13 protein-coding genes are annotated in these 13,536 nt (G+C 52.1%); 6 read left to right on the forward strand and 7 right to left on the reverse strand.

Translation table 11 applies throughout. The annotated features are described in order from the left end of the window. Positions 1–14: 14 nt before the first annotated feature. The 7 genes from AC0LWN_RS06760 to AC0LWN_RS06790 all read right to left on the reverse strand — a co-directional run bounded on the left by AC0LWN_RS06760 (position 15) and on the right by AC0LWN_RS06790 (position 7,390). On the reverse strand, positions 15–773 hold the full coding sequence (locus AC0LWN_RS06760; protein WP_474663802.1) for a Gfo/Idh/MocA family protein: 759 nt from the start codon (positions 771–773) through the stop codon (positions 15–17). Continuing rightward, positions 770–1,507, reverse strand: coding sequence for a ThuA domain-containing protein (locus AC0LWN_RS06765; RefSeq protein ID WP_474663803.1), 738 nt, complete (start codon positions 1,505–1,507; stop codon positions 770–772). The genes AC0LWN_RS06760 and AC0LWN_RS06765 overlap by 4 nt, the downstream gene beginning before the upstream one ends. Positions 1,508–1,560: 53 nt before the next feature. Further along, positions 1,561–3,381: a metallophosphoesterase family protein gene (locus AC0LWN_RS06770; protein ID WP_474663804.1), complete on the reverse strand. Its 1,821-nt coding sequence runs from the start codon at positions 3,379–3,381 to the stop codon at positions 1,561–1,563. A gap of 32 nt (positions 3,382–3,413) precedes the next feature. Further along, on the reverse strand, positions 3,414–4,247 hold the full coding sequence (locus AC0LWN_RS06775; protein ID WP_474663805.1) for a carbohydrate ABC transporter permease: 834 nt from the start codon (positions 4,245–4,247) through the stop codon (positions 3,414–3,416). Then, positions 4,244–5,185 carry a carbohydrate ABC transporter permease gene (locus AC0LWN_RS06780; RefSeq protein ID WP_474663806.1) on the reverse strand — a complete coding sequence of 314 codons (942 nt, stop codon included), beginning with the start codon at positions 5,183–5,185 and terminating at the stop codon, positions 4,244–4,246. Before AC0LWN_RS06780 ends, AC0LWN_RS06775 begins: the two co-directional genes overlap by 4 nt. A 64-nt stretch (positions 5,186–5,249) precedes the next feature. Then, on the reverse strand, positions 5,250–6,575 hold the full coding sequence (locus AC0LWN_RS06785; protein ID WP_474663807.1) for an ABC transporter substrate-binding protein: 1,326 nt from the start codon (positions 6,573–6,575) through the stop codon (positions 5,250–5,252). Between the two features lie 35 nt (positions 6,576–6,610). Continuing rightward, positions 6,611–7,390: an MBL fold metallo-hydrolase gene (locus tag AC0LWN_RS06790; protein WP_474663808.1), complete on the reverse strand. Its 780-nt coding sequence runs from the start codon at positions 7,388–7,390 to the stop codon at positions 6,611–6,613. A gap of 249 nt (positions 7,391–7,639) precedes the next feature. On the opposite strand from AC0LWN_RS06790, the gene AC0LWN_RS06795 reads away from it, so the two are divergent. From AC0LWN_RS06795 to AC0LWN_RS06820, 6 genes are all read left to right on the forward strand, one after another. Continuing rightward, positions 7,640–8,419, forward strand: coding sequence for a DeoR/GlpR family DNA-binding transcription regulator (locus tag AC0LWN_RS06795; RefSeq protein ID WP_474663809.1), 780 nt, complete (start codon positions 7,640–7,642; stop codon positions 8,417–8,419). A 112-nt stretch (positions 8,420–8,531) separates the two neighbouring features. Continuing rightward, complete coding sequence (locus AC0LWN_RS06800; RefSeq protein ID WP_474663810.1) at positions 8,532–9,416, forward strand: stalk domain-containing protein; 885 nt, start codon at positions 8,532–8,534, stop codon at positions 9,414–9,416. A gap of 172 nt (positions 9,417–9,588) precedes the next feature. After that, entirely contained in the window at positions 9,589–10,068 is a 480-nt protein-coding gene (locus AC0LWN_RS06805; RefSeq protein WP_474663811.1) for an RNA polymerase sigma factor, read from the forward strand. Next, entirely contained in the window at positions 10,058–10,702 is a 645-nt protein-coding gene (locus AC0LWN_RS06810; RefSeq protein ID WP_474663812.1) for a DUF4367 domain-containing protein, read from the forward strand. The genes AC0LWN_RS06805 and AC0LWN_RS06810 overlap by 11 nt, the downstream gene beginning before the upstream one ends. A 116-nt stretch (positions 10,703–10,818) precedes the next feature. After that, positions 10,819–11,727, forward strand: coding sequence for a GNAT family N-acetyltransferase (locus AC0LWN_RS06815; RefSeq protein ID WP_474663813.1), 909 nt, complete (start codon positions 10,819–10,821; stop codon positions 11,725–11,727). Positions 11,728–11,851: 124 nt separating this feature from the next. Beyond that, entirely contained in the window at positions 11,852–13,498 is a 1,647-nt protein-coding gene (locus AC0LWN_RS06820) for a response regulator (protein ID WP_474663814.1), read from the forward strand. Positions 13,499–13,536: the final 38 nt, after the last annotated feature.

Here is a 13,536-nt window from a genome sequence, read left to right on the forward strand (position 1 = left end):
CTGTATTTCTCTACCTATGCTATAGCCGGATTTCCCGTCCATGCTCGGCCGATTCGTAAATGGCCGTCGAACCGGATAAATCCAGCCGCGAGATCCTCCACATCGAAGATGCCTTGCGGCGGCTCGCCTTCCGGGTCGGCACGGTCCGCGAATTTGCGGTACGTGGCTCCCGAGACGGCGACCGGCCGCGGATTGCCGGCCAGCCATACCGCCAGATCGATCATGTGCACGCCAAGATCGATCAGCGGCCCGCCGCCCGACAGCGCCTTTGTCGTAAACCATCCGCCGCGCCCCGGAATGCCGCGGCGGCGCATCCAGCCGCAACGGCCCATATAGAGGTCGCCGAGGTTTCCGGCCTCAACGCAGCTCTTGGCGAACCGGGTCTGTTCGGTAAAACGGTTGTTCCGCATTGTCATGAGCTGTTTGCCGGAAGTCCGCGCGGCATCCGCCATCTTTCGGGCTTCCTCCACGCTAACGGCATCCGGTTTCTCGCAGAAAACATGCTTGCCTTGCTCCAGCGCCGCAATCGCCAACTGTGAATGGTACAGGTTCGGAGTACTGATATCGATGATATCAATCGACGGATCGGCAAGCAGTTCCCGGTAATCGCCGTAAATCCTCGCGCCCGGTATCTCTTTTGCCGCAGCTTCCGCTGAGGTGGGGGAGATGTCGCATAGTGCGACGATCTCGACCTCCGCATGCGACATCCACCCCGGCAGATGAGCCCCCCTGAAAATATTCCCGGTGCCGATGGCCCCCACTTTCAACGTCATTGGTGTTTCTCCGAAAGGGGCTCAAGCGGCGCGGTATGTTCGTAGCGCGGTTCGTCCCGTTTTACCGGAGCGGCCCAGGCTACGGCATTCGAAATCACTCTGCGCACCTCCGGATGATAATAAGTCGGATAGGTTTCATGTCCCGGGCGGAAATAGAAGATTTTGCCCGCGCCGCGGTAGTAGCAGCAGCCGCTGCGGAACACCTCGCCGCCTTCGAACCAACTGGCCAGGACAAGCTCGTCCGGTTGCGGGATATCGAAGTGCTCGCCGTACATTTCCTCCTGCGGCAGCTCGAAAAATTCGCCGATGCCCTCCACGATGGAATGGCCCGGGTTCACGACCCACAGCCGTTCCTTCTCGCCGGCATTCCGCCATTTCAGGTTGCAGGCGGTTCCCATCAGCCTTCTGAAAATCTTGGAATGATGACCGGAATGCAGGACGATCAGTCCCATGCCTTTGAGCACCCGCTGGTGCACTCTCTCGACGATAATATCTTGAACCTCGCCGTGAGCCGCATGGCCCCACCAGATAAGGACGTCCGTTGTGTCCAGTACTTCTGCGGACAAACCGTGCTCTGGTTCATCCAAAGCGGCGAAGCGAATCTCACCGCTGGTGTTGTCCAGCCCGGCGGATATGGCCTCATGCATGCCTTGCGGATAGATTGCCGCTACAGCTGGATTTTCCTTCTCATGACGATATTCGTTCCAGATGGTTATATTGATTGGACGGTTCATGTTTTTCCTCCCCATGTTCGAAAGAGCCGCGTGGTCTGTCTTAGGTCTGCCGTTTATCGCGCTTGAAATTCCCAAATTTGCAGTATGCCGACGCTTTCGCCGCTGTGCGCGCCGGACACTGCAAATTGCCGGGATTTTGCGGCAGTGCGGGATACGGCTGAAATTATTGTCCCGTCTTCTTGCGGCAGCAGGACGGGGGTGCTTAGGCCGCGGCCTCCGGCAAAGACCTTGCCTTGTACCGTAAGAGCAAAGGCGCCTTGCCCAAGGCAAACGAGCCGGGCCGTATCCGTCTGGCAAGGAGTCACCGGAATCGGGTAGCTCTGTGATTCAACCCCGTCGATTTCCACGGCATAATGATCTTTTTCCGCGATTAATACTGCGGTTTCTCCCTCCCAGGCATCCCAGGCGGAGACACGTTCCTTGATCACGGCAAATCCGGCTTCAGGATTCGTGAGCACGTAGAGTTTACCGGAACCTCCAACGGCCCAGATCTGATCGCCATCGGCAATCAGTTGCTTGCAAGGCTCATCGGGCAAGCGGGTTATGGCATTAACCCGAATCCGGGAACTACTCGCCGCTGCCTCCCATAGCCATCCGTTTGCTGCGGCTAATACCCTGCCGCCGGCAGTGGAGGCAAGAGCTTCGACTGCATGGTCAAAGGTATGAACGGCCTGCGGCCAAGCGCCGTCCTCCAGCCGTACGAAGCGCCATGGGTCTGAGAGGGAGGAGCAGCCAAGATGCTTGTCCCAGGAAATCCAAGCCCGATCTTCGCCTGTAGCGATCCCGGAGAGTGGCGGCCCGATATGCAATGTTCCCAATACGGCGCAGGTTTTGGGCTCCGCTTCCCAGGAGAACCCGTCCTCTGTGGCCACAAGATAGCGGTCCCGCTGCAGCGGGACCAGACCATAAGGCAAAGCGGCGGTTTCACCGACGAAGCTTTCCCCGACCAGAATAAGTTCATCCATTGTTGAAGGTCTAGTGAAGTGCTTTTGGGTTCCGGGAAGCAGGGGGGCTGTTTCCGCATTATGGCCTATGAGCTCGCCCGGACTTCTTTTCCACGCGAACGCGCCTTCCCTGGTAATCCGGCGTTCGATGTGGTCCAGCGTCCGGACGCTGATGCCCGCCGGATCGATATCAATAATCCGGGATTGCCGCTTGCCGTCTCGCGTGCAGGAGCTGTGAACCCCAGTCAGAAAGAAGTGGGTTCCGTGTACGAGCGTATGGGAGTTAACATACCCCTGACTAAGATGGTAGTGAGCGGAGAACCACATAACGATCTCCGGAAAGCCTCGGACAAGTTCCAGCCAGCGGTAAGGATCATGGTTCTGATCCAGGTATGCATTGGTGGACCGGACGTGAACACGGGGAACTGTCCGCAGTCCGCTTCCAATCGGCGGCGCATGGGTGAAGAAGATCACCGGCACTCCCGGCCGTTCCTTCAATTTGGCGACGAGCGCACCAAACTGGCGATCCGTCGTATAACATTCCTGCACATCGTAACAGGAATCGGCGGGTTGGGGTTCGGTCGAGGCGAAAAAGAGCCTCCATTCGGGAAATTCCAGGACGCCATAAGGCTCCGGCATGCCAAAAATATCCATGAACGCTTTTTCCATCGTTCCGCTTAGCTGCACGCCGCCGGATTCCCGCTCCAGATCATGATTGCCCATGATCGGGCGAAGAGGCGTCCCAATCCGGTCAAGATATTCCTTGGCTTCCCGCAAGCCTTCCGGACGGCCAATCCATCCGTTTCTTCCAAAGTCCCCCAGCGGAATGATCAAATCGGGGGCGATCATCGCCACATCCTCCATGGCTTTTATGGTTAATTCAAGGTGTTGTCCATCGATATGGAAATCACCAAGCACAACGATTCTCAACGAAAAGCCCTCCTAAACAAGTAAGCAACAAGTCAACCCTTGGTGCCGGTCAAGGCAATGCCTTGCACAAAGTATTTTTGTCCGATAAAGAAGAGAATGACGGTAGGCAGCATCGCCACGCAGGCGACCGCCATCAAATAGTTCCACTGCACGTCATATTGCCCATTAAAAAAGTTCATTCCCAGCGAAATCGTAAACAGTTCTTGTTTGTTCAAATAGATCAGAGGTTGAAGAAAGTCATTCCACGCCGCATCGAACTGGAAAATCGCCACGGTGATGAGCACCGGAACTGTAACGGGCAGCATCACATGCAATAAAATGCCGAATACACCGGCCCCGTCGATCTTGGCCGCCTCCTCCGTATCGGGAGGAATGGTGAGGAAAAATTGCCGCAGCAAAAAAACGTAAAAAGCACTTCCTAAAAAGGAGGGCACGGTCAGCGGCAAAAACGTGTTCACCCAGCCGATCTGCGTAAACAGGTAAAACTTCGGAATCATGACCACGGTCCAAGGAATCATCATCGTTGCGATCATGATCATAAACAGCACCGAACGCCCCGGCGCGCGGTAACGGGCAAAGCCATAAGCGGCAATCGTGCACGACAGAAGCGTTCCGCACACACTGAGCACCGTGATGATTGTCGTATTGCCAAACCAGAGGCCAAAGGGAAGCTTGGTGAACGCTTCGGCATAGTTCTCAAACTGCAGCGGCAGCGGCAGCCATATGGGCGGCCAAGCATATAATTGCACATCGCTCTTAAACGAGGTGGACAGCATCCACGCGAACGGGAACAGTATTGCAATGGAGCCGATACTGAGCAATAGATAGAGCAGTGAGCCAAGCAACGGATGTTTTTTCAATGTCATTTTTTCTCTCCTCCGTAATAAACCCAACGCCCGGAAGTGGAAAATACAAGCAAAGTCAAAGCCAGGATGATCACAAATAGCAGCCAGGCCAGGGCCGAGGCGTACCCCATCTCAAATTTGCTGAAGGCGTAATCATATAAATGATAGTTGAAGAAGCGGGTGGAGTTCAGCGGTCCGCCTTTTGTCATGACATAGGCCTCGCCGAATTTTTGCAAAGCGCCGATGATGCCGGTGATCAGATTGAAAAAAATCGTCGGCGTCAGCATTGGCAGCGTAATATATCGGAATCTTTTCCAGGCCCCGGCGCCGTCCAGCGTTGCCGATTCGTAAAGCGATTCGGGAATCCCTTTCAATCCCGCCAGCCAGATGATCGTCCCGCCGCCTACCGACCACAGGCTCATAAAGACGAGGGAAGGCAGCGCCCAGTTCGGATCAAAAATCCAGCCCGGTCCTTTAATGCCGAACACGCCAAGCACTGTATTCAACAGGCCCAGATCCGGGTTGAAAACGAAGACCCACATGACCATCACTGCAACACCGTTGATTTGCGAAGGCAAATAAAAGATGGTGCGAAACAGCCTGGTACCCGGCAAGGAGGTGTTAAGGAGCAGCGCCAACGCCAGGCCAGCGACCAAATTCAGCGGTATCGAGACAAGCGCGAAGCCGAACGTGATGGATAGCGATTTCCAAAACAAGGGGTCCTTCGTCAATGCAGCAGCGTAATTGCTGAAGCCGACCCATTCCGGAGCGGTCAGCATATTCCATTCCGTAAAGCTGAAATACAGTGAGGCGAGCATCGGACCCGCATCCAAGGCGATCAAATGAATCAGCCAAGGGGAAATGAGCAGGTAGAAGATCCAGGCTTCCTTTCGTCTTAAAGGATGTTTCCGTTTTTGTACTGCGGTTTTGGCCTCCTTAAGGAGAGGGAAAGATTCCATCGGGCAGCGTCCTCCATGAAAAGGGAAGCAGGCGGACCGGTTGGCCAGCCTGCGCCATTTTTACTTATTTTTTTGCGTTATCCGCTGCAGCCGCAGCCTCGTCCAGCACTTGCTTCACATCGCCTTCGGACAGCAATATCTTCTCCAAGGCTTCCGTGAAAGCGGGTTTTCCGCTCTTAGGATAGTCGACGTCCAGAGTATCCGGCATAATTTTCGTATTGGGGATATCGTCCGTAAACGCTTTGTAATTCGGATCTGTTGCATGCCCCTTTTCTTCAGCGACCGGTTTGTAGGCTACAAAGCCGAAGTCGCCGAACACTTCTGCGCCCGCCCGGGTGGTCATATATTTGATGACATCCCAAGCCGCTTCCTTGTTAGGCGATTTCGCGTAGATCGACCAACCGCCGTAGAACACGAAATTGTTGGCTCCGTTGGGGCCTACGGGAAGCGAAACCGTCCCGAACTTAAGATTCGGATCCTTAAGATAGTCTTCGATCGGCCACCGGCCGTTCAGCTCCATGGCTACCTTACCGGTTGCGAACATGTCGATGCCTTTAAAAGCATCGGTATCCGTTGAGCTTGGGGTAATTTGATCCTTATGGTAGGCGTCGCTGTACCACTGCATGGCCTTGACCATTCCCGGGCTGTTCATGTAACCTTCATAAGTGCTTCCGTCCGGGCTAACGACACCGTCGCTGTAGGAAAGCACCAGAGGTTGTACGCGGCGCTGATTCGCCCCCGGCAGCTTGAGGCCCCACTGAACGACCTTGTCCCCTTCGAATTTGGTCAATTGCTTTGCTGTTTTGTACATTTCCTCCCAAGTCCATCCTTCTTGCGGGTAAGGCAGCTTGGCTTCGTCAAACAGCTTTTTGTTGTAGATGATTGCCATATTTGTCCAATCCTTCGGCATTGCGTACAGCTTGTCTTGATACCTGCCGTACTTCACGATATCCTCATAAAATTCTCCAAGATCAACGCCGTTTGATCCTTCGACAAAGGGGGTTAAGTCGGCGAGCCCGCCATTCTGGCCGAAAATAGGAACCTGGGTGTCGCCAACCGTGATGATGTCGGGCGCATCGCCGATCGCAAATTGGGCGATGAGCTTGTCATCGTAGTTTTCCGGCACGGATTCAAAGGATATTTCTACATTGGGATGCTCTTTCATGTAGCTGTCGAGTACGGATTTCTGCATCTCGTAGCTGTCGGCGGTTGACCAGGTCGTCATGCGCAGCTTGATTTTTTCCGTTCCAGCCGTCGCTGATGGTGCATTTCCAGTTGCTGCGGGCTCGTTATTCGCCGCAGATCCGTTGTTTTGCTGGGCGCAGCCGGTCAAAGCAATCACACCTACAAGCAGGACGGGCAAGCTTTTTCGTAAAAATTTCGTTTTCATTGTTGTTCACCACTTTCTTTCAAATGAATGGTCTTTTAGAGCAGTACCGTTTGATCTTTCGCCGGCCACATCACCGGACCGGAATAGATCGCTTCCGCTGCTTTCACGCTGGCTTCATTGTTTTCAACTAAACCATGGATCAGGGCCAACTGCTCCACGTTCGCCGCTTTGGCAATCTCCGCCGCATCCATCGCGCTGGAGTGCAAACCGCCGTTCTTCTGCGGATTTGCCGGAGTAGCTCCATACGTTGCTTCATGGATGAGCAGTGAACTATCCCGGGCCAGTTCGATGATCGGTTCGTGGTAGGCGGTGTCGCCGGTAAAGGTAACGGTTTTACCGGTTAGCTTGTCCGTGTATTTGTAGCAAAGAGCTTGTACCGGGTGCAGGGAAGAGGTCGTTTCCAGCAAGAAGCGGTCTTCTTCGTACGTTTCTCCCGGCGAAAGCGGGATGATCGTCGGAGCTTTGCGGTCCGGATAAAACTTGCGGTTCAAAAACAGAAATTCCAGCGTATGATGCATGATCGGCTGCAAGTCTTCCTCGGGACCGAGGATTTTCAGACCGGACAAATCTTTGTTGGTGATCAGGAAGTAATAAAGCAAAGAGGGGAGCGAGATGTAGTGGTCATGATGCATGTGGGTGAACAACAGATAACGGATACTGCCGGGATCGATCCCTTGCCGGCGGAGATTGTCCACGATATTCCAACCCGTATCGACCATCACCTCGTCGTTGATCAGGAAGCTGGCCGTTTCACCTCCTAATTCCGGAATGGCCGCTTCCGTTCCGAAGAACGTAACCTTTGTCTTTTCTTGCATGTTAACTTTCCTCCTACTCATGATTTATTTCGATCAATTCATATTCATTTTAGGTGTGAAATATAAAAAAAATATTAAAATTAACGGTTTTGTGTGTAAATTTCGATCATTTTTTTGACGTATTATGATTGATATCAATCAAAATTTCCTGAATTTCTCTTTTTTCTCTTGCCTTTTTGATCATCTATCAGTAAAGTAGAAACAGTGAGAGAAATGAAGGAGAGAGTAGCCGGAGGAGGAAGAAGGTCAATGAAAGCCAGACACCGCGTCATCCTAGCTTATTTGAAAGAACATACTTTTTTGCACGTCAACACATTGGCCGAACTGCTGGAGGTATCACTTCCGACGATCCGCAGAGATCTGCTTGAAATAGAGCTTGAAGGTTATATTCAGCGGGTAAACGGAGGGGCGTTTCTCAAATCGGCAGGAGGAGAACCGGGGGAGGCTGCGGCGAAGATCGACGATCTGCTGGCGGCACATAAAAAGGCCATCGCGGCCGAGGCCGTCAAATGGATCGAGCCGGGGGACACCTTGTTCATCGATTCCGGCTCGACGACCGGCGATATAGCCGATTTGCTGGCAGAACTGAAGAACATTACGATTGTGACGAACAGCATCGATATTGCTTATAAATGCATGCGCAAGCCGGACCTCTCCGTGTTTGTTTGCGGCGGAACCGCGGAGGACGTCCAGTCAGAGTCCGGCATTGTCGGCCCGCTGGCCGAGCAAATGATCTCCCAATTTCGGGCCAATCTATGCATTATGGGTACCGCCGGGCTCGATCCGAAGCAGGGTATAACGGACCCTTATTTGTCTGTCGCCCGAATCAAAGAGAAGATGCTCAGCAATTCGACACGGCGGATTCTGGTTACCGATCACAGCAAGTTTGGCAAGATCCATAAAGCTTTTGTCGCCCCGATCGAATCGTTTGATTGTTTGATTACAGATTGGGAGGCGTCCGCAGAATATTTGGAAGACATTCGTCTCCGGGGAATTCAAGTCAATGTTGCTGCAAAACCGATTGACTAATCAAATGGGTATATAGTCACGATTCAAAGGCTCATGCAACAATTCTCCCGCGCCAGTTGTATATAAAGTGCAGAACCGATTGAACGGTTCAAGATGAAGGGAGAACTTGACTATGAAAAAACTATCTACTACCATTGTGGCTTGTGCGTTTACGGTTGCAATGCCCATGTCCGCCCTGGCGGCTGGAGCAGCGGAGAACATGCTGATTGCCTCCCATCATGTATCCCAAGCTGCTGTACAACAAAAAGAAATCAAGATGCAGGCTAAGGTTATAAATAAAGTAGTTATGGTACCTGCACGGGCTGTTTTTGAGGCTCTTGGCTTTACGGTTACCTGGAATGCAAAAGAGAAGAAATTACATGCGGAAAATGGAGAAAGAGAGACTGACGTAGTGCTTGGGGACGACAATTACTTCGCCTACAGCACCAAATCCATTGGCATGACGGCTCCCGGTCCCCTCGGCGCCGCTCCCGTTAAAATCGGAGGTTCCATCTACGTGCCTGTGAAGCTGTTCAGCATTGTGCTTGGTAATCAAGCAAATCCGGTAGTTGTAAAGGGAGGAAAGATCATCGTTAACAGCGGCAGCAAGATGGAGAATACACAGATTCCGAACCCTTTTGTGAGCTATGATAGCGTAGATGCTGCAAGAAAGGCTGCAGGTGCAAATTTTGCAGTTCCTACCGAACTCCCCGAAAACTACAAGCAGGACGAAATCTCTGTGCTGAGCAGTACCCGAATGGCACAGATCGTCTATACGAACGGAGAAAATACTCTGTTCTACCGTGTATCGCAGGAAACCGGGGATATTAGCGGTGATTATAATGTCTACGATAGTACAAAGACAGTTGCCATCGGGAAGCTTCAGGTTACCCTGAAAGGGAACAAAGGGCTTGTCTCCGTCGCTTCATGGGAAGCGGATGGCTTTAATTACTGTTTGATGGCTGACAGCGCCCTTACCGCTGAACAAATGCAGAAGACTATTCTCAGCATTAAATAATACTATGACGAATAGCTTTGTACGGCTGCGACCGCCCTTAAAATGCATTAACGTGCTAGAATTTGTTGTCCGCTTCATTTTATCTTTAAGGCGTCTTTTGCTTGTTCCTCTATTCACGCTTCGCTATGAGTCAAGGCTTGATTCGGATAGGATACCGTTACAAGACCAAGAGATGAATCAGCAGTGGGCGGAGGCTGTACTGAAAGAACACGGGAATGCCATCCTGCGGCTGGCCCATTCCTATCTTCATAATATGGCGGACGCTGAGGACATGCTGCAGGAAGTACTTTTGCAAATGCTCAGGAAAGCGCCGGCTTTTGATAGCTCAGACCACGAAAAGGCATGGCTGTTTCGGGTGACCATCAATCTTTGCAAAAACAAAATAAAATATAACCAGCGCCGCCGCTGGGAGGATCTGTCTGAATCCCTTGCTTGTGAGGTCCGTGAGGACCTCACATTTGTGTGGGAAGCTGTCAGCTCGCTGCCGGTTAAGTACCGTGAGGTAATACACCTGTTTTATCAAGAGGATCTGAGTACTGCCCAGATAGCCAGCCTGCTGAACAAGCAGGATTCTACCATCCGTTCCTTGTTGCACCGGGCCAGATTAATTTTGAAGGAGCAATTGATGGAGGTGTACGACTTTGAAGAATAAGTATCAGCAGGTGCAAAGCTTGATTTCTGTAACCCCTGAGATGGAACAACGGATTTTAGTCCGTCTGGCACAAGCGGATTACAATATGCCCCGGCAAAGGAAGCCTGCTTTCTTTCGCTTTTCACGTAAGACCGTGATTTCTATTGCTGCTTGCTTTGCTCTCGTGATTTGTATTGTAGTAGCAGTACCATCTCTAAAGACTCCAGAAATTTCGGCACCTCCTGTAGAGAATAGCTCTCCTTTTGTAGACTATAAGAACCTGGCTGACCTGTCCAACAGCCTGTCGTTCCCACTCTATGTGCCTGCTGATTTGCCCGAAGGCTATAAGCTGGAGGCCATCTCTGCTTTATTCGGAGACACCGCCCAACTGAGCTACACGGACGGAACCAGCAAGATTACGTTTCGGATGAGAGTGGGCAAGGAGGATGTGAGCGGAGATTATAACAAATATGCTCAAGTCGAGACTGTTCCTATGGACCGTGGAGAATTAACCCTGAAAGGCAGCAACGGACTCTTTTCAATCGTAACATGGGTAAAGGATGGCTATTCCTTCTCCATTTCAACCACCAAGCCCCTCTCAAGGGAGGCTATGCTTAAGCTGGCGGAAGGCGTCGCTCCATACTCTTCCAAGTAAAAACCTGATTTGGTGGGCTGATCGTTCCAAAAAGGCAATTTGATATACCAGATCATCCGCTCTGCACTGTGATATAATAAAAGCTTATGAGAACTAACAGGAAGGATGGAGAGCAGATGAGGATTGAAACGTTAAGCAGTGAGCGGAAGGGCGAGTTTTTGGATTTTTGCCGGAAGCACCGTGCGGGCCTTGATGATTCCTTTCTAAATGAAGAGGATCTTGCCGGTTTTGACCTGTCGGAGGAGAACCCCACTTATGTTGCAAGAGATGCCTCAGGCGCACTGATTGGAGCAGCTTCGCTGATTCTGAATGACTATAGCCGCCGAGGGCGGCAGGCAAGGTTCAGGATTTTTTATGCGGATACCGACGATCGTGCCATTTACCGGGAGCTCCTGCAGGCCATATTGCGGCATACGGAAGGCCTGGACAAGCTGAACATATTTGTTCCAACCGTAAATACAGCGGTAATGGGAATCAAGCCTGATCTCGGTTTTGAGGTGGAGCGCTATTCTTATTTGCTTGTAAGAGATGTACAGACATTGCCTGATTTCAGCCTGCCTGCCGGGTACGAGATAAGGCCCTTTCAGCCGGGAGCAGATGAGGGGGCCTGGTGCGAGATTAGGAATACCGGTTTTGCCAAGCTCATGGGGAGCGAAACACCGGTCACACCGGATATGGTTACTGGGATGATCTCAGGCCAGAGCTACATAGAAGGCGGGTTATTGATGCTGTACAACGGCGGTAAAGCCGTAGGCATCGTGAGGGGATCTGCGGATGAGTATGAAGGCTCCCCGATTATGAACATTGGGCCGCTGGCTCTTTTGCCGGAATATCAGGGAAAGGGTCTGGGAAGGATTCTGTTGAGGGCGGCACTGCGGTTCGCGAGCGACCATGCCTACAACCGGGTAATTCTATGTGTGAATGGGGAAAATGAGCGGGCCAAAGCGCTGTATATCGGAGAGGGCTTCAAGGAGTCCGAGGGGGCGGCCTGCTTCGCATACGATCTGACAGCTAAAGAGCGGTAATCATGAAGCGTCCGGGAAACCGGGCGCTTTTTCATGATCAATCCAACAGAAATTGCTATAGGAAGGAGAACATCTTTGTTTGTAGAAATTTTTGTAAGGAGGATATTTGGAAAGGAGCCACCTTATGAGAACACTGGTCATTGTGGACGATGAGCCGTCCGTACTTAACGGGCTGCGCAGCTATGTGGACTGGGCGGGGCAGGGGATTAAGCTGATTGGAACGGCGGATGACGGGGATACGGGACTTGAGCTGATCAAGGAACTGAAGCCGGATATTGTGCTTACGGATGTGCAGATGCCATCGTTGGACGGCATTCGGATGGCTGCGGAAGTGCGCGCGGTTCTGCCTTTCGTCAAAATCGTATTTATCAGCGGGCACAATGATGCCGATTATTTGCGGTCGGCGCTGCAGATCCATGCGGTGGATTACCTTCTGAAGCCCATCCGCCGCAAAGAGCTGACCGCTGTGATGGGCAAGGTAACCGAAGCTCTGGATGCCGAAGCGCGGGAACGCAGCCGGGTTAAGGAGATGCAGGTCAAGCTGGCGCAGAGCCTGCCGCTGCTGCGGGAAAGGTTCCTGCTGTCAATAGTCAGTGACAGTATCAATCCGGCGCACATTCGGGAGAAGCTGGAGTTTTTGGGTCTGCCGCTTTTATCTGTAAACGGTTACATCGTTATTGTAATTATGATTGACGATGTACCGCAGGTGCTGGATACCCGCAGCGAACAGGATAAGCAGCTGCTATCCTATACGGTGCTGAATATTATACAGGAATTAATCGACAAGCAGATGCGGGGAATTACTTTTGAGAAGCAGCCCGGAGAATATGTGGGCATTCTGCTGACCCGGCAACTGGAGGATGGAGACCCTGGTGAGGCTGAGGAGGCCCAGTCCCCGGAACAGGAGCTGCTTACGCTGGCGGAATCCATTCGGGATAATCTAAGGAAATGGTTGAAGCTCAGTGTAACCATTGGAGTGGGAGAAGGAGCGAGCAGCTTGCCGGAATTGCCGGCATCCTACAAGCAGGCGAGAGGGGCAGCAGACCAGAAATGGTATCTGGGCAAAAACCGCATTCTCACTATGGACAAACTGGAGACTGGAGAGCTTCTGCGGTACCGGTATGAAGCGGAGTGGGGGGAACGCGTGCTCTCTGCACTAAGGTCCGGGGACGGGGAGCGTGTGAGGCTTGAGCTGGGGCTGATTTTTGCACAACTGGAGCAGAACCGGGGACAAGGCTCCCGTTATGCCCAGAACGTCAGTCTCCATCTGATTCTGCAATCCGGGCAGGTCATGCTTGAGCTGAACGGGATGACAGAAGAGTGGGAGCGCAAAGAGCTGGAGGCCTGGAGGCAGGTGATGCGGCAGGAAACGATGCTTGATTTGCTGCAGTATACAGAGTCGTATCTGCTGCAGGTTTGCAGGTTTGCCCAAGTGAAGCGCAGTGGAAAGGCCAGTGAAGTCATTGAACGGGTGCGGTCACTCATTGAGCAGCGTTATTCCGAGAATTTGACCGCTTCAGACATCGCTGAAGGCGTATATCTCAGCCCCACCTACGTCAGATTGCTGTACAAGCAAGAAACCGGGGAAACCTTATTTGAGTATCTGACCAAAGTGAGAATCGAAAAGGCTAAAGACATGCTTAAAGATCCGCAGAATAAATTGTATGAGGTCTGTTATGCGGTAGGCTATACCGACCCCAGCCATTTCAGCAAGCTGTTCAAAAAAATAACCGGAAGTACACCAAGCGCCTACAGGGAGCAGCATAAATGAGCACTGTGCAAATGAGAAGGCTGCGGAATAAAGGTGAG

The sequence above is a fragment of the Paenibacillus sp. sgz302115 genome (assembly GCF_056120445.1).